Below are 17,760 nucleotides of genomic sequence, written 5' to 3' on the forward strand. Positions count from 1 at the left end.
TTGGCGCGGCAACAAGCCTTCGATTTGTTTGAATTGCTCGGCGGTCAGTTGCATGGCACTCGGTCTCAACACTATTTGCTGCATTATAGCAAATAGTGTTAACATGCCATAACCCAAGGACGGCTACGCCGTCCACGCGACCCGATCCCGCCCTGAAGGGCGAGGCTTGCCGCGCACCGGGTCAATCAGGGCGTCATCGGCATCAAATACTGGACGGGCATCGATGTCGACGCATCGGTAATGCGCCGGGCTTTGGAGAAAATCTTTTATGCATAGAGCAGACTCTCGATTGGTCAGCCCCCTCTTCACATGTGCTCCAGAGGCTGCGCACTTGGATTGATGGCTTGTGGCTGCTGTTTCCATCAGCCACGTCAGCCGGCTCACAGGCCTGTACTGGCCATCCTCAAGACGTTGGACAAGCGTCGGCTGGCGGCCCTGGCACCGCTCCGGCGCTTTACCCGAAACCTCGGGCGCTATTCTGTGGCATTCGTGCCAGTGGACGGCTGCACCTGCCCCTTCTGCGATTGCCCTGGGCCAGTGGCTGAACGGGGCAAGCAATCGGATAGGTGATCAAGTGCATGGCCTATGGCTTCAGGGACTCTGAGTATTTCTTCCTGACAATCAAGGCCGCCTTCCCCGGGAAGATGCGATGAACCAAAAGATGAACCAAAAAAAAGCCCGGCGCGAGGCCGGGCACAAGGGTGAAGGGTGGAGGCTATCTCAGCTCATTCCCAGCCACTCGGGCAGGGCCAGGGACACCGCCGGGACATAGGTGATGATCAGCAAGAAGCCGAGCAGCATCAGCAGCCAGGGCATGGCCGCGCGGATCACGTGGCCGACCGGCATGCCGGTCACCGCTGAGGTGACGAACAGGTTCAGCCCCACCGGCGGGGTGATCAGGCCGATCTCCATGTTCACCACCATGACCACCCCCAGGTGGATCGGGTCGATGCCCAGCTGCACGGCGATGGGGAAGAGGATCGGTGCGAGGATCAGGATGATCGCCGAGGGTTCCATAAAGGCGCCGGCGATCAGCAGCACGATGTTCACCACCAGCAGGAACATCCACGGCGACAGGCCCATCTCGATCACCCAGGCGGTGATGGCCTGGGGGATCTGCTCAGTGGTCAGCACATGGGCGAAGAGCATGGCGTTGGCGATGATGAACATCAGCATGATCGACAGCTTGCCCGACTCCAGGATCACCTTGGGCGCCTCGCGCAGGCTCATGTCCTTGTACACGAACAGGGCGACGAAGCCGGCGTAGACCGCCGCCACCGCCGCCGCCTCGGTGGGGGTGAACATCCCCGAGTAGATGCCGCCGAGGATGATCACCATCAGCAGCAGGCCCCAGAGCGCCTTGCGCGCGGTGGCCAGCCACTCGCCGAAGGAGGCCCGTGGCAGCGCCGGCAGGTTCTTCTTGCGGGCGACCAGGTAGATAGCCGTCATCAATACCGCGCCGAGCAGGGCGCCAGGCACCACCCCGGCCATGAACAGCTTGCCCACCGAGCTCTCGGTAGCGGCGGCGTAGACCACCATCACCACCGAGGGCGGGATCAGGATGCCCAGGGTGCCGGCGTTGCAGACGATGCCGGCGCCGAACGCCTGTGGGTAGCCCGAACGCACCATGCCGGCGATGGCGATCGAGCCGACCGCCGCCACCGTGGCCGGGCTGGAGCCGGACAGCGCGGCGAACAGCATGCAGGCCAGTACCGCGCCGATCGCCAGGCCGCCGCGGATGTGCCCGACGCAGGCGTTGGCGAAGTCGATCAGCCGGCGCGCCACGCCGCCGGTGGTCATGAAGGCGCCGGCGAGCAGGAAGAAGGGAATCGCCAGCAGGGTGTAGTGCTCGGAGGTCTCGAACAGCTTGATCGCCAGCGAGCGCACCGAGTCGGGGCTGAACAGCATGATGGTCAATGAGCCGGCCAGGCCCAGGGAAACAGCGATCGGCACGCCGATGAACATCAGCACGAACAGGGCGAGGAACAGGAACAGGATGGTCATTTGCGCAGCTCCTCGTGGTCGGTCAGTTTGGCCGCCTCGGCGGCCTCGTCGGCCAGCCCCAGGCCGGTCTGCTGGTTCTTCAGGATGCGCACGAAGATCTCGGCGAAGCGGATGAACACCAGCGCGAAGCCGAGCGGCACGATCAGGCCGATGTGCCATTGCTGGACGCCGAAGTGGCCGAGGTCCTCGGCGCCGATGCCGGCGTCGAACAGGGTCTTGACCCACCCTAAGCTGGCACCGCCGAGCAGCCCGGCATAGCCCAGGCAAGCCAGGCAGCCGATCAGGCCGATGATGCGCTGCACCGGCTTGCTGGCCAGCTTGACCAGGGCGTCGACGCCGATGTGCCCGGCGGTGCGCACGCCATAGGCCAGGCCGAAGAAGATCAGCCAGGCGAACAGGGCCTTGGTCAGGGCGTTGCTCCAGGTCATCGCCTGGGCCCAGTCGAGGATGAAGTCGCCGATGGCATAAAAGAAGTCGGCGGCGAACTCGAAGCGATCGCCCAGGCCGAAGAAAAGGTTGTAGAGGTTGTTGAGCATGACGTAGACGAACGTCACCAGGGTCATGGTCGCCAGCAGGAAGACAATGAAGCCTTCCTCGAAGCGATCCCAAACCATACGCAAGGCATTCATGGCGGGGTCTCCGAGGGAACGGGGCAAGTCCCCGCGGCGGGTTGTGCCGCAGTGCGGCCAACCCGTCCGGCGGGGCTTATGCGCGGGTCGTCACGGCTGGTTGGCAGTCTGGGCGGCCTTGATCAGGTCGGCGCCGATCTCGCCTTCGAACTTCTGCCACACCGGCTGCATGGCCTCGCGCCACTTGGCGCGCTGCTCCGGCGTCAGCTGGATGATCTCGGTGGTGCCGGCCTCGATGATGCGCTGCTTGTCAGCCTGGTTGAGAGCCTCGGCCTGTTTGTTCACCTCGACACTGACTTCGTCCATGATCTTGCTCAGCTCGCTGCGCACATCTTCCGGCAGGCCGTTCCAAAACTTGGTATTGGTGATCACCATGTAGTCCAGCAGGCCGTGGTTGGACTCGGTGATGTACTTCTGCACCTCGTGCATCTTCTGCGAGTAGATGTTCGAGTAGGGGTTCTCGGCGCCGTTGACCACGCCGGTCTGCAGACCCTGGTAGACCTCGGCGAAGCTCATCTTGCGCGGGTTGGCGCGCACCGCCTTGAACTGCTCCTCCAGCACGGCGGAGGCCTGCACGCGGAACTTCAGGCCGCGGGCGTCCTTCGGCTCGTACAGCGGCTTGTTGGCCGACAGCTGCTTGAGGCCGTTGTGCCAGTAGCCGAGGCCGGTGATGCCCTTGCTCTCCATCGAGCTGAGCAGGCCCTGGCCGGCCGGGCTGGCCTGAAAGCGGTCGACCGCGGCCATGTCGTCGAACAGGAACGGCAGGTCGAAGATCTGGATCGGCTTGGAGTAGTGCTCGAACTTGGCCAGGGAGGGGGCGATGATCTGCACGTCGCCAAGCAGCAGGGCCTCCATTTCCTTGCCGTCGCCGAACAGTGAGGAGTTCGGGTAGACCTCGACCCGCACCTTGCCGGGCAGGCGCTCTTCGGCGAGCTTCTTGAACAGCTGGGCACCTTCGCCCTTGGGCGTATTCGCTGCGACCACGTGGGAGAATTTGATGATGATGGGATCGGCCGCGTGGGCCAGGCCGGCGAGTCCGATGGACGCGGCGCAGACGAGTGCCTTGGCAGTCAACTTGAGCATGGGGAGTTTCCTTTAATTTGCTTGTTGTGATTATTGGCGACCCCAGGAATGGGGCTTTGGCGAGGCGATCAGGAAAAGTCTAGGTGGTATTCGCCGCCGGATCGGCGGGTGGCCTTCGACAGACTGCGCGCTTGCCGGAAAGAAGCCGGAGCAACTGCCGTGCCAGAACGGCCGCGCCGAACCGGCCATGGCGATCGCCTGCCGTGCTGCTCTTTTGCCAGCAGGAGAGAGGGTGTTCGGAAGGGTGATGTGGCGGAGATTCGCCAGTCAGGCAGCGTCGTCTGGCGGATTTCCGCCATCAGTGAAGCTCAGGCCGTGCTTGCGCAGCTTGTCGTGGAGGGTTTTGCGCGGCACGCCGAGGGCTTCGGCCAGACTGCGCAGGGAGCCGTGCGGGCGGGCCAGTTCGGCAGAGATCAGTGCGCGCTCGAAGGCTTCCACCTGCTCGGTGAGCCGGCCGCCGGCCGCCGGCGGTTCCACATCCGTCTCGCCCGGTGCCGGGCCGAGGCCCAGCTCCAGGCCGAGGGCGAAGCGCTCGGCGGCGTTCTGTAGCTCGCGCACGTTGCCCGGCCAGGGATGCAGCATCAGTTGGGCGCGCTGCTCCGGCTGCAGGCTGCGCGGCGGCAGGCCGTGGCGGGCGCTGGCGGCGTCGGTGTAGTGCTGGAACAGCAGCAGGACGTCCTCGCCGCGCTCGCGCAGCGGCGGGATGCGCAGCGGCGCGACGTTCAGCCGGTAGTAGAGGTCGGCACGGAAGCGCCCCTGGTCGGCAGCCTGGCGCAGGTCCTCCTTGGTCGCCGCGACGACCCGGATATCCAACGGAATCAACTGGTTCGAGCCGACCCGCTCGACCACCCGCTCCTGCAGCAGGCGCAGCAGCTTGACCTGCACGTCGAGGCTCATGCTCTCGATCTCGTCGAGGAACAGGGTGCCGCCGTTGGCGAACTCGAACTTGCCGATGCGGCGCTTCTGCGCGCCGGTGAAGGCACCGGCCTCGTGGCCGAACAGCTCGCTCTCCACCACCGACTCGGCCAGGGCGCCGGCGTTGATCGCCACGAAGGGACCGTCGCGGCGGGCCGACAGGTCGTGCAGGGCGCGCGCCACCACCTCCTTGCCGCTGCCGGTCTCGCCGAGGATCAGCACGTCGGCGCTGGTCGCCGCCAGCGCGCCGATCTGCTGGCGCAGGCGCTGGGTCGCCGGCGACTGGCCGAGCAGGCGGGCGGCCAGCACCTGGCGGTCGGCCAGCGCCAGGCGCAGGCTGCGGTTGTCCAGCACCAGGCGGCGCAGGTCGAGGGCGCGGCGCACGCTGTCCAGCAGGTCTTCGCTGGCGAAGGGCTTTTCCAGGAAGTCGTAGGCACCGGCGCGCATCGCCTGCACCGCCAGCGGCACGTCGCCGTGGCCGGTGATCAGGAGCACCGGCAGCTCGGTGTCCAGCGCCTTGAGCTGCTGGAGCAGTTCGAGGCCGTCGATGCCGGGCATGCGGATGTCGCTGACCACCACTCCCGACCAGTCGCGGTCAAGGCGCTCGGCCAGTCCGCGGGCGTCGGCCAGGGCGCAGACCTTGAGGCCGGCCAGGTCGAGGGTTTGGCTGAGGGCCTGGCGCAGGTGCGGATCGTCGTCGATCAGCAGCACCTGGGTGGCGGCATCGACGGTCATGGGTAGTCCTCCACGGTCTGGGCGCTGACGGCGCTGGTGGCCGGCAGCAGGTTGAGGGTGACCAGCGCGCCGCCGCCCGGCTGGTTGGCCAGGAGCAGCTCGCCGCCCAGGGCGTTGACCAGGCTGTCGCAGATGGCGAGGCCCAGACCCAGGCCGCGGGCGGTGGTCTTGGTGGTGTAGAAGGGTTCGCGGGCGCGCTCCAGGGCCTCGGCGCTGAAGCCCGGGCCGTTGTCGCGCAGGGTCAGTCTGATCCGCCCGTCGTCCAGGGTCTGTGTGCTCAGCCACAGGCGGCGCGGCGGCGCCCGGTCGGCGAGGGAGTCGAGGGCGTTGGCCAGGAGGTTGCCGAGCACCTGGCGCAGGCGCGTCTCGCCGGCCTGCACCCAGAGAGTGGCGTCCGGCAGGTCGCGGACCAGCTCCACCCCCAGGCTGCGCCGACGGTTGGCCAGCAGGGCCAGAGCGTCCTCCAGCGCCGGTTGCAGGGCGACGCTTTCCGGGGCCTGGCGATCGCGCCGGGCGAAGGCCTTGAGGTGGGCGATGATCAGGGCCATGCGCTTGGTCAGCTGGCTGATCAGCTGCAGATTATCGCGGGCCTCGGCGTGGCGCTGGTGGTCGAGCAGCACGCCGGCGTTGTCGGCATAGCTGCGGATCGCCGCCAGCGGCTGGCTGAGTTCGTGGCTGATGCTCGCCGACATGGTGCCGAGGGCCGAGAGCTTGCCGGCCTGGACCAGGTCGTCCTGGGCACGGACCAGCTCCTGCTGGGCCTGCTCGCGCTCCAGCACCTCCTGCTTGAGGCGCTGGTTGAGGTCTTCGAGGTCCTGGGTGCGCTCCTGCACGCGGCGCTCCAGCTCCTGGCGGGTGCGGCTGTCCAGGGCGATGCGCTCCAGGTAGTGGCGACGGCGCTGCAGCAGCAGGCCGAGCAGCAGCATCAGCACCAGCAGCCCGGCACTGCCGCTGACGAGCACGGCGCGCACCGGGCGTTCGAGCAGCGTGCGCGGAGCGAGGATCTGCACCGTCCAGCCGGTTTCCTCGATGTGCTGCTGCTGGACTAGCCAGTCCCCGGGGTTCAACTGCAACGGCTGCGGATCGCGGGTCGGGTAGGGCAGGTTGGCAGCGATCTCGGCCAGCTCGCCGGCCTCCAGCGGCCGGGTGGCGCGAAAGCGCCAGTCGGCGTGCGAGGTGAGGATCACCACGCCGTGCTTGTCGGTGGCCAGCAGGCGCTCCGGGGTGTTGCCCCAGAGCTGTTCGGTACGGTCCAGGTCGACCTTGATCACCAGCACGCCTAGGGGCTCTCCACCGTCGCGCACCGCCGCGGCGAAGTAGTAGCCGCGCTTGCCGGAGGTGGTGCCGAGGCCGAAGAACTGCCCCTGGCGGCCGGCCATGGCCTCGCTGAAGTAGGGGCGGAAGGCGAAGTTGCGGCCGATGAAGCTGTCCGGCTGGTCCCAGTTGGAGGCGGCCAGGGCGCGGCCGGTGGCGTCCATCAGGTACAGCGAGTCGGCGCCGGTGCGTTCGCGGATCTTCTGCAGCAGCCGGTTGGCTTCGGCCACAGCTTCGGCCTGCTGGGGCTGGCGCAGGGCGTTGTGCAGGGCCGGCAGGTCGCCGAGGATCTGCGGCAGCACCTCGTAGCGGCGCAGGGTGCCGAGCAGGTTGGCGACGTAGAGGTCGAGGGTCTGGCGGTTTTGCTGCAGCAGTTGGCCGAGGTAATAGCGCTCGGCGAGCTGGTGCAGCGGCCAGAGCAGCGGCGCCAGCGCCAGGGCGAGCAGCGCCAGGTTGCGCCAGCGCGGGCGACGGAGGAAGGAAGGCAGTTGCATGGCGATGCGCTCGACGGATGGGTGGGGCCTGTCATCCATTATTTCCCAAGGTGGCGGGAATGGATAACCGGCCTTTGGTTGGCCTGTCGCTTGCAGGAATCGTGCAAGCCTGGCCTTCCGCGCTTTTCTCCCGCGGCGATTGCCGGCAAGCTGGGCGCTGGTTTCGTCTGGCAAAGGCCGTCGCGTGGACATCAAGCAGCTGAAATTCCTCGTCGCCCTCGAACAGACCCGGCACTTTGGGCAGGCCGCGGCGCGTTGCCACGTGACCCAGCCGACCCTGTCGATGCGCATCCGCGACCTCGAGGCGGAGCTGGGGCTGGAGCTGATCCGCCGCAGCCATCGCTTCGAGGGCTTCACCGAGGCCGGCCTGCGCGTGCTGGCCTGGTCGCGCGCCCTGCTGGCGGCGGAGGCGGGCCTGCACGCCGAGGCCGCTGCCTGCCGCGGCCAGTTGGTCGGCACCCTGCGCCTGGGGGTGGTGCCGCTGGCCGGCTTCGACCCGATGAACCTGGTTGCGCTGTTCGCCGAGCTGCATCCCAGCCTGCGCTTTCAGATATGCGTGCTCAGCAGCGAGCAGATCTTCGAGCAGCTCGGGCGCAACCAGCTCGACCTGGGGATTTCCTACCTCGAACGCCTCGACCGCGTGCTGTTCGACGCCCACCCGCTGACCGAGGTCCACATGGGCCTGCTGCACGACCCGCGGCGCTTCGGCTTCGCCGCGCCGGTGCTGGGCTGGACGCAGCTGGCGGAGCTGCCGCTGGGCCTGCTGTCGACCGGCATGCACTTTCGCCAGTCGATCGACCACGGCTTTCGCCGCCACGGCCTGACCCCCAACCTGCGCCTGGAGACCGATGCCGTCTACCTGCTGGTGCGTGCCGTCAGCGCCGGTCTGTGCTGTGGCGTCGTCCCGCTCGAGGGCGGTTTCGAGCGGGAGTCCGAGCACCTGCGGCTGATCCCCATCGAGGACGCCCACACCCTCGCCCCGTTGGGCCTGATCATCCGCCGTGCCGCCCCATGCTCGCCGCTGGCTGAGGCCTGCTTCCGAGAGGCGAAGGCGTTCTTGCGCACGCCGCGCTGAGCGTGGGCGCCGCCGCTCTTGGATTACCGACGAGTTTGGGGCGGACATTTGAGCGCAAAGGCACTGAGCTGCAGTGCTTCACACAGATAGGCGTGTCCAAGGCTACGCATGATTATCCCTGGAGGACGATCCACAGAGCATGCCTCCCCCCGTCCAGCGGGACACGGACGAGCCCTTCGCCACAGTCGATGGGCGCGCCATCGAGCAGCGCCTGCGTGATGCCGCGGCAGCACTGCGCAGGATTGTCCACCTGGAGGTCGTAGTGGGTCGTCCCCATGTTCAGCGTGGCGGAAAATCCCGGCCAGGTATTCGGAATGCAGGGATCGACGAGCAGCACGGCTCCCTCGCGGCGCAGACCCAGAATGCCCTCGATACCGGCGCGATACATCCAGCCGGCGGCGCCGGTGTACCAGGTCCAGCCCCCGCGCCCGACATGCGGCGCGACGGAATAGACGTCGGCGGCGACCACATAGGGCTCGACCTTGTAGCGCTCGACCGCCTCGGGCGTGCGCGCATGGTTGATCGGGTTGAGCAGGGCGAACAGTGCGCCGGCCTTGTCGCCCGCACCCAGTCTGGTAAACGCCAGGATGGCCCACATCGCGGCGTGACTGTATTGCCCGCCATTTTCGCGCAGGCCCGGTGGATAGCCCTTGATGTAACCGGGATCGAGCGGCGTCTTGTCGAAGGGTGGCGTGAATAGCAGGGCCAGGCTGTCGTCGTCATGGATCAGTTGCTGCTCCACCGATGCCATCGCGAGTGCGGCGCGCGCGGGATCGGCGGCCCCCGACAACACGGCCCAGGACTGCGCAATCGAATCGATGCGGCATTCCTCGCTGTCCTTCGAGCCGAGCCAGGTGCCGTCGTCGAAGGTCGCACGGCGATACCACTGTCCATCCCACGCCTCACGCTCGAGCGCCGCGCGCACCGCGAGCGCATGTGCACGCCAGCGCTCGGCGCGGTCGGCGTCGCGCTCCTGGGCCAGCGGCACGAAGAGCTCGAGGGTGCGCAGCAGCAGCCAGCCGAGCCACACGCTTTCGCCTTTGCCGCCTTCGCCAACCCGGTTCATGCCGTCGTTCCAGTCGCCGGAGCCGATGAGCGGCAGGCCGTGTTCGCCGGTGAGCGCGAGGCATTGGTCGAGGCCGCGGGCGCAGTGCTCGAACAGCGAGGCCGATTCGTCCGCGACTACCGGCTGGAAGAAGGCATCGTGCTCGCCGGGATGCAGCAGCGGCCCTTCGAGAAACGTCACCCGTTCATCCAGAATCGCGGCGTCAGCCGAGCTGGCGATGTAGGTCGCGGTCGCGAAGGCGAGCCAGACCCGGTCATCCGAGATCCGCGTACGTACCCCCTGTCCGGAATGGGGCTGCCACCAATGCTGCACATCGCCCTCGACGAACTGCCGGGAGGCGACACGCAGGAGATGGCGTCGCGTCGCCTCTGGCTGGGCGAAGACCAGCGCCATGCCGTCCTGCAGTTGATCGCGGAAGCCGTAGGCGCCGCTGGCCTGATAGAAGGCCGAGCGCGCCCAGATGCGGCAGGCCAGCGTCTGATACAGCAGCCAGCCGTTGAGCAGGATGTCCATCGCCCGGTCGGGCGTCTTGACCTGGATAGTCCCGAGCACCGTCCGCCAGTGGTCCGTCACCGCTGCGAGCACGGCATCCAGATTGATTGCGCGATAGCGGACGAGCAGCGCCCTGGCCTCCGCGACCGAGGCGCATTGCCCGACGAACGCGACGACCTCGACCGCCTCGCCCACGCCGAGATCGACGATGCACTGCAAGGCTGCGCAGGGGTCGAGGCCCGCGCCGGTGGTGCCGGACAGAGGATGTTTGCCGACCAGCGCCGCGGGCGCCGTAGGTCCGCCGTTGCGTCCGAGAAACTCGGTGCGGTCCGCTGTCCAGGCCGTCTGCCGGCCGCCGAGGTCGGCAAAGGCGACCCGGCCGGGGAACGTCATGCTCCAGGGATTGCGGGCCAGCAGCGCGCCGGTGGGCTCGTCTATCTCGGTGGCGATGAACGGCCCCGACGCACCCCGCAAGGTGCCGAGCACCCACTCGACATAGGCCGTGACCGATAGGCGGCGGGGCATGCCCGAGAGGTTGCGCAGGGTCAGCCGGGAAATCCTCAGCGGATCGGCCAGCGGCACGTAGTGCAGCAGCTCCAGGGCGATGCCGTGCGCCTGGTGCTCGAAGCGGCTGTAACCGTGGCCGTGGCGAGCGATGTAGGTTCCGTCGTCGCGGATCGGCAGCGCCGTGGCGCTCCACAGCGCGCCGGTCATCTCGTCGCGCACATAGAGCGCCTCGCCGGGCGGATCGCTGACCGGGTCGTTCGACCACGGCGTGAGCTGGTTCTCGCGACTGTTTTCCGCCCAGGTGTAGCCGCTGCCCTCCGTCGACACCTGGAAGCCGAAACCGGGATTGGCGATCACGTTGATCCAGGGCGCCGGCGTCGTGCGGCCCGCCTCGAGGACGGTCACATATTCCCGACCGTCCCTGGCGAAGCCACCCAGGCCGTTGAAGAACTCCAGCTCTTCGGCCAGCGCCGCTGGCGCCGGTGTGGGTCGCCTCCCCGGCAATGTCGGCTTGCGCCGCCGGACAGGCGCCGGCCGGAGCGGCGCCGACGGCAGACGGGCGAGCTGGTCCGCGAGCGGGCCGCGGCGGGCGTGCAGGACCACGCGCGCGGTCGCCAGCAGCAAGGCGCGGGCCTCGCTGCTCATGAGGTCGGCGCGCAGCACGTAGACCGAGCCATGCGCGTGCCGTTCGCCGAAATGCGGCCGCGATTGACTGCTCCATACCGCGGTCTCGATCGCGATCTGCAGATCCTGAATGTAGGAGGAGACCCGCTCGTTGACGATCACCAGATCGACGCCGAGGCGCTTCATCCGCCAGTACTCGTGGGCGCGCAGCAGCTGGCGAACTTGGGCGATGTCCTCGATCTCGTCGATCCGCAGGAGCACGATCGGCAAGTCGCCGGAAATCGCCAGCGGCCACAGGCTCGACTGGGGACCGGCGCCGCGGAGGATCGCTTCCGCAGGCACCCTGAAGCGCGCATCGGCGTACAGGATCGGGGCGCTCAGGCGCTGAAAATCCGCCGCTTCCTCCGCCGCGACGTCGAGATAGCGCAGCTGGACCTGGGCCTGGGTCCACGCCAGGGTCTTCGCCCGGTCGAACGAACTGCGATCGTGATGCTTGTCGACCAGATCCAGAAGCTCGGCGCGCGACGAGGCGACCACGGTCCAGAAGGCGGCCCGCGCGACCTGGCCGGGTGCAACCCTCATCCGCTGCCGGATCGAGAAGATCGGGTCGAGCACGGTGCCGACGCTGTTCGACAGCGCCCGGCCATCGGTGATGGCGGCCGCCGTGGCGACTGTGCGCCCTCGCCCGACGAAACGGGCACGGTCGGACTCATATTGCAGATCGGCGACAACCTCACCTTCCACCACGGTGAAATGCGCGGCCCAGATCTGCGGCTCATCGGCCGAACGTGGGCGGCGGGTGGCGATGAGCGCACCGAACTCGGCAAAATACTCGGTCTGCACGAACATCTTGGCGAACGCTGGGTGCGCTTTGTCGGCGGCCGGCGTCGTCAGCACCACTTCGGCGTAGGAGGTGAGTTCGATCTCGCGCGGACGGAGGCCGCTGTTGGCCACCGATACGCGACGTACCTCGCCGTCGTCCTCGCCGGAAAGCAGCACGTCGAGGGTGGTCGTCAAGCTGCCATCGTGGCGGATGAATTCGGCCTGATCCTCACCGAACACGACTTCGGCAGAGTCCGCATCGCCGCCGACCGGCTGCGCCGCCGCAGACCAGAGCTGACCGCTCTGCATGTCGCGCAGGAAGACGAAGGCGCCCCAGTCGTCACGGGTCGCATCCTCCCGCCAGCGGGTCACGGCGATATCGCGCCAGCGGCTGTAGCCCCTGCCCGCTGCGGTCAGCATCACCGCGTAGCGTCCGTTCGACAGCAGATGGGTGATCGGCGGACCGCCGACCTCCAGCACCAGTCGGCGCACCGGCGACGTCTCGCTACGGGCCTCGACGGCGGAGGCCTTCACTTCTTCGGCGCGCGGATGGCCAACCGCGATGTCTCGCGGCATGCGCTCCTGCAGCAGCAGCTCGCTGGCCTGGATCATCGGTTCGCGATGGAAGCGCGCGCGCATCTGGCCGTCGTGCAGGGTGTTGGCGATGGCGACGATGGTCATGCCCTGGTGATGGGCCATGAAGTTGCGGATGATCGCCACGCTCGTGCCATCGGGCAGGCGCGAGCGGGTGAAATCGAGGGCTTCGTAGAAGCCGTAGCGGCCCAGCGCGCCCATCTCGGCGAGGCGGCTGTAGTTGCGTTGCGCCCGGAGCGGGTCGATCATCGCCGCCAGCCCGGTCGCATAGGGCGCCACCACCACATCTTCGGCGAGGCCGCGCTTGAGGCCGAGGCCGGGTACGCCGAAGTTGGAGTACTGGTAGGTGAACTCCATGTCGCGGGCGTTGTAGGCCGACTCCGAGATGCCCCACGGAATGCCCAGCGCCTGGCCGTAAGCCTCCTGGCGTGCCACTACCAGCCGGGTGGTCTGTTCCAGCAGGCTGCTGACCGGCGCGCGCATCACCAGCGATGGCATCAGGTATTCGAACATGGAGCCGGACCAGGAGATCAGCGCGTATCCGCCGCCAAGGGGGGTCGCCGTGCGGCCGAGATGGAACCAGTGGCGTGTCGCCACATCGCCCTTGGCGATGGCAAACAGACTGGCAAGCCTGGCTTCCGAAGCGAGCAGGTCATAGCAGCTGGGGTCGAGGTTATTGTCGGCATGGCTATAACCGATCGACAGGAGCTTCCGCTCGGGGTCGAGGAGAAACGCGAAATCCATCGCCAGCGCCATCGAGCGCGCGGTGTCGGCGAGGGTCTTCAGCCGGACTTTGAGGGGCTGCAGCGCCGCGGCGACCTGCTGTCGGTCGCGCGCCTGCTCGCTCAGCGCCTGGCCCAGCGCCTCGATCCAGAACAGCAGATCCTCGACATCGACCTCGGCCTCGGCGGCCGTGATCACGAGGTCGTCGGCCGCCCTGGCAGCCTGTTCGGTCAGGTGCTGCAGCAGCTGCGACAGCGTCTCGAGCGCTTGCGGCCCGCTCAAGCGGGCTTCGATCTCGTCGAGGATGGCCAGCAGCGGCTGCCGCCGCTCGTCCATGGCGGCCGGCAGGGCGGCGACGGCCTCGCGGGCCAGCCGGGCATTGTCGGTCATGCCCTGCCCGGCCTCCTGGGCCAGGGGAGCGTCCAGCCACTCTTCACAGGCGTTGGCCAGCACGATCAGGTGCCCGGCGAAATTGCCGCTGTCGACGGACGAGACGTAGGCGGGCTCGAGCGTATGCAGGCCGCGGGTCTCGTACCAGTTGAAGAAGTGGCCCTTGAAGCGCGGCAGCTTCTGCAGGGTGGCGAAGGTCGCTTCCAGCCGCTCGACGGTCTGCATGGTGCCGGCCCAGCCGAAGTCGCGGGCGGAGACGGCGGAGAGCAGGTAGAGCCCGATGTTGGTGGGCGAGGTGCGGTGCGCGATGACTGGCTTCGGATCCTCCTGGAAATTGTCCGGCGGCAGCAGGTTGTCCAGCGGCGTCACGAAGGTCTCGAAGAAGCGCCAGGTGCGCCGCGCGGTGAGGCGCAAGTCGCGCGCATCCGCCGCGGAAACCGCGAAGTGCTGCGCGACAGTCGGCGACCGGCTGGCGGCGCAGGCGAGCGCCGGCGCGCCCAGCCACAGCAGGGCAAAGGGCAGCAGCAGCGGCCCGGATGAGGGCGCGCAGGCAAACGCGCCGGCCGCCATCGACAGTCCGAGCAGGGTGCCGGCGGCCATCTCCCGATAGAAGCCGCGCAGATCCAGCGGCGGCCGTCCCGCCGACTGGGCGGCGGTCGTCCATTCGAGCAGGTGGCGACGGGTGACGAACAGCCGCACCAGCGTTCTGACGATGGCATCGCCCATGCGCCAGGCCTGATCGGGCAGGAAGGCGAGCGAAAGCAGGGTCTGCATGGCAGCTCGCTGCAGGTCGGCCGCCAGCTGGCCAAAGTGATGGCGCAGAGAAATGCCGGGGCGTGGCGGCAGCATGCAAAAACAGGTCGGCAGGAATGCCGGGATCGCGGAGGCGGCCAGGACCAGCAGCACGCCCGCCATGGCGGCCGGCATGGGCAGCAACCAGCACAGGCCGAGGGCGAGCAATATCGACGGCGCCAGCAGCGAGCGCCGCAGATTGTCCAGCATCTTCCAGCGACCGACCGGCGGCAGTGCCTGCGCGCCCGTTCGCGGCTCGAAGACCCAGGGCAGGAGCTGCCAGTCGCCGCGCGCCCAGCGATGCTGGCGCTTGGCGGCGACATCGTAGCGCGCCGGGAAATCCTCGACGACCTCGACGTCGGAGACGAGGGCGGCACGTGCGAAAACGCCCTCGAAGAGATCGTGGCTGAGCAGCGTACTCTCCGGGATGCGGCCGCGGAGCGCGGCTTCGAAGGCATCGACATCGTAGATGCCTTTGCCGGTATAGGAGCCCTCGCCGAAGAGGTCCTGGTAGACGTCGGAGATAGCCGCCGCATAGGGGTCTATGCCGCCGGGGCCGGAGAATACGCGTTGATAGAGCGATCCCTCGCGGCCGACGGGCAGCGCAGGCGTGACCCGCGGCTGCAGAATGGCGTAACCGTCGACGACCCGCTGGCGGGCCTCGTCGAGGCGTGGGCGATTCAGCGGATGGGCCATCTTGCCGATCAGGCGCAGCGTGGTATCCCGCGTGAGCCGGGTATCGGCATCGAGGGTGATGACGTAACGCACGTTGGCCGGCACTTGCGGCGCGTGCCCGGCGATGGCGATGAAGGTGGTGTCGGTGGCCCCGCGCAGCAGCCGGTTGAGCTCGTGCAGCTTGCCGCGCTTGCGCTCCCAGCCCATCCACTTTTGCTCGCCTGCGTTGAAGATGCGGCGCCGATGCAGCAGCAGAAAGCGGCTGCCGCCGGTGCCGGGTCCGTAACGACGGTTCAGCTGCTCGATCGCCTCGGCGGCCACCGCAAGCAGAGGAGCATCGCTGTCCAGCACCTCCTGGTCCGCATCGGCCCCGTCCAGCAGGAGGGCGAAGCTGAGATCCCCGCTGGCGCCGGCGAGATGGTGGACCTCCAGCCGCTCGATGTGCTCCAGCAGCTCGGCTTCGCTGGTCAGCAGCGCCGGCACGGCGACCAGCGTGCGCAGCGACGGCGGTACGCCTGTCTTCAACTCGATCCCCGGCAAGAGGGTCGCGCTGCAACTCCAGGCGATCGCGCGATTGACCAGCACCGTCGCCACTTCGCTCGCCGGGAGCATGCCGATCAGCGCCAACGGCGCGAGCCAGCCCAGCGCGAGACCGGGGATCCACAGAGCCCACAGCGCGAGGCCCAGCAACAGAATGGTGAGCAACAGGATCGCGCCGGCATAGCCGCCCATCCCCAGGCCGATGTTGCAGCGGCTGATGCGCAGCCGCAGCGGCGGCCGAAAGCCGACCGTGCGCTCCAGCGCGCGGCGCCCCTCGGCGATCAGGTGATAGCCGGGATCGCCGACGCGCTCCGCTTCCACAGCATCGACCGCTCCCGCCGCAGCCCGCTGCGCGGCGCCAAGCACATGCCCGACGATGTCGAGTTCCGAATGCGCCGAACCGCGGGCCAGCTGCTCGATCGCCTGGCGATACAGGTCGCGGGTCGGAAAATCCATGGCGGCAAAAGCGCTGGCCGCGCGCAGCCGGTCATCGACCAGGCTCACACTCTCGAACAACTCGGCCCAGTCGATATTCGAAATCAGCCGCATGCTGGTGATGACGTTGCGCACGCTGACGTTGGTCGCGCCCTGACGCTGCTGGGCGAGCTGCACCACCTCATCAATCGTGGTCCCCTGGCGTCCGAGCTGCTCCTCCAGCCAACCGAACGCCGGCATGGTTCTGGGGTCCTGGTCGCGCAGCCGCTTGGCGAGCTGTGCGGCAAAGGTCTCGGGCAAGGGGCCGCAGGCGCAGGTGGCGCGGTTGGTTTCGAGGTCGGAGCGCGTACACCCCGACCCGACCAGCCAGTCGGCCAGCGTGTCGGCTTCGTCACGTGCACGGTGTTCGGTGCTGATCTGGTCGGCCAGCCGGCGCAGGTTCTCGACCAGGACAATGCGCAGGGTAATCGCCACCGCCCATAACTCGCCGATGGTCAGCGGTTGCACTCGTTGATAGGCGATGATGAAGCGCCGCAATACGTCGAGATCGATGTGGCTGTCGGTGTGGGCGACGAAGGCCCAGGCCAGGCCGAATACCCGCGGATAACCGGCGAAGGGCCCATCCGCCAGTTTCGGCAGCTGACGGTAATAGCCGGGGGGCAGGTCATCCCTGATTTCGCGGATCTGCTCCTCGACCAGGTGGTAGTTGTCGAGCAGCCACTCCGCTGCAGGCACCACGCCCCGGCCACTCTCCAGCTCCGCGGCGCTCGCCCGATAGGCGGCAAGCAACACCGCGGCATTGTCATGCAACCGGCGGTGCAGCGACGGCGCCACGGGCGGCTTGGTCGTGACCGCCTGTGCGGCGGCGAGACTTTCCGCGTGCTGCTCAAGCCGTTCGGCCCCGAAAAGCTCGCTCCGCACTGGAGTCGGATCGTTCCAGGGCGGCATTGTCGAAAACCGATTGCCGCGCCACTGCGCCATCGCCATGCTGCCTCTATCTGATCCGCCCTGGCGGCCGGTAACTCCTGAAAGGCCCCGATACTTCGATCAGGCGTTGGCTCAGCGAGGCATCGGATATCTTATCGGGCGTGATGCTGCTGCATCGTTCGCCACTGACAGTAAAGATAGTATTCCGCTCGCCGTACGCCCTTCGGCGTCGGACCGCGCCGGCTGGCAGCGCGGCGGCCGGGTCATTCCCTGCTCTTCGCCTGCGGGCCGCGCCGGGTTTCCGGCTGCCGCGAGTCACCTCGGTTCGTTCTCCCCCAGTGAAAGCGGTGAAGCACTCGATGCACGACCGGCGCCAGCATGATGCTCATCACGGCAATGAATACCAGTCCGGCATACAGCGCATAAATCCCCGCGAAGAGCTTCCCCGAGTCGCTCAGGTCGTCGGTTTTGACCGGCCCCATTCCGCCGAGCAGCATCGCCGAGTTCACGAACGCGTCGACCCACGACATGTGCTCGTAGTGCCGGTAACCGAGCATGCCGAAAAACAGCGAGATCGCGATCACCACCAGCGCCACGCAGACGTGCGCAACCATGCGCAGAACGAACCTGCTTAGGGGTATGGGGGGCATGTGGTGAGGCTCGTAAATGGGGCTCATCTGGGGGCTGCCTATAGGTGTAGGTGCTGAAGGGCGTGATGCTGGTGGGCACCGACGCCCATGTTTCGCAGACAAGCCCGGGCCTGCCCGACCTCACGAGCGCCGACCTTCACTCATCGTAGGAGGAATGCTGGCGCTTCGCTTTTATTAACCCGGCAATCAAATACCCAATCTAAGTGGCATAACGCACCGACGCATGCTGGAAATAGGCAACTACCCGCTCCGGGGTTTTGGCCAGCCAGCTCAT

8 protein-coding genes and 1 pseudogene are annotated in these 17,760 nt (G+C 67.6%); 2 read left to right on the plus strand and 7 right to left on the minus strand.

The window, feature by feature from the left end; genetic code table 11:
- Positions 1-192 precede the first annotated feature (192 nt).
- Positions 193-276, plus strand: a pseudogene (locus ACYVD0_RS00435) (hypothetical protein); the annotation flags it as partial.
- Between the two features lie 444 nt (positions 277-720).
- Here ACYVD0_RS00435 and dctM read toward each other — a convergent pair.
- From dctM to ACYVD0_RS00460, 5 genes are all read right to left on the minus strand, one after another.
- Positions 721-2,004 carry a TRAP transporter large permease gene (gene dctM / locus ACYVD0_RS00440; protein ID WP_460424941.1) on the minus strand — a complete coding sequence of 428 codons (1,284 nt, stop codon included), beginning with the start codon at positions 2,002-2,004 and terminating at the stop codon, positions 721-723.
- Positions 2,001-2,633 (minus strand): TRAP transporter small permease, encoded by a 633-nt coding sequence (locus ACYVD0_RS00445; protein ID WP_460424942.1) that lies wholly within the window; start codon positions 2,631-2,633, stop codon positions 2,001-2,003. The genes dctM and ACYVD0_RS00445 overlap by 4 nt, the downstream gene beginning before the upstream one ends.
- 90 nt (positions 2,634-2,723) lie before the next feature.
- On the minus strand, positions 2,724-3,716 hold the full coding sequence (gene dctP / locus ACYVD0_RS00450) for a TRAP transporter substrate-binding protein (protein ID WP_460424943.1): 993 nt from the start codon (positions 3,714-3,716) through the stop codon (positions 2,724-2,726).
- Positions 3,717-3,983: 267 nt separating this feature from the next.
- Positions 3,984-5,366 (minus strand): sigma-54-dependent transcriptional regulator, encoded by a 1,383-nt coding sequence (locus ACYVD0_RS00455; protein ID WP_460424944.1) that lies wholly within the window; start codon positions 5,364-5,366, stop codon positions 3,984-3,986.
- On the minus strand, positions 5,363-7,174 hold the full coding sequence (locus tag ACYVD0_RS00460) for a sensor histidine kinase (RefSeq protein WP_460424945.1): 1,812 nt from the start codon (positions 7,172-7,174) through the stop codon (positions 5,363-5,365). Before ACYVD0_RS00460 ends, ACYVD0_RS00455 begins: the two co-directional genes overlap by 4 nt.
- Before the next feature lie 184 nt (positions 7,175-7,358).
- Between ACYVD0_RS00460 and ACYVD0_RS00465 the strand changes: the two genes are divergently transcribed.
- A complete protein-coding gene (locus ACYVD0_RS00465; protein WP_460424946.1) occupies positions 7,359-8,249 on the plus strand; it encodes a LysR family transcriptional regulator in 891 nt (296 codons plus the stop codon).
- A 112-nt stretch (positions 8,250-8,361) separates the two neighbouring features.
- Here the strand turns inward: ACYVD0_RS00465 and ACYVD0_RS00470 are convergent, their stop codons facing one another.
- Together ACYVD0_RS00470 and ACYVD0_RS00475 are read right to left on the minus strand one after the other, a co-directional pair.
- Entirely contained in the window at positions 8,362-16,896 is an 8,535-nt protein-coding gene (locus tag ACYVD0_RS00470) for a GH36-type glycosyl hydrolase domain-containing protein (RefSeq protein ID WP_460424947.1), read from the minus strand.
- Between the two features lie 203 nt (positions 16,897-17,099).
- Positions 17,100-17,450: a hypothetical protein gene (locus ACYVD0_RS00475; RefSeq protein ID WP_460424948.1), complete on the minus strand. Its 351-nt coding sequence runs from the start codon at positions 17,448-17,450 to the stop codon at positions 17,100-17,102.
- Positions 17,451-17,760 lie beyond the last annotated feature (310 nt).

It is taken from the genome of Azotobacter armeniacus, from assembly GCF_054779355.1.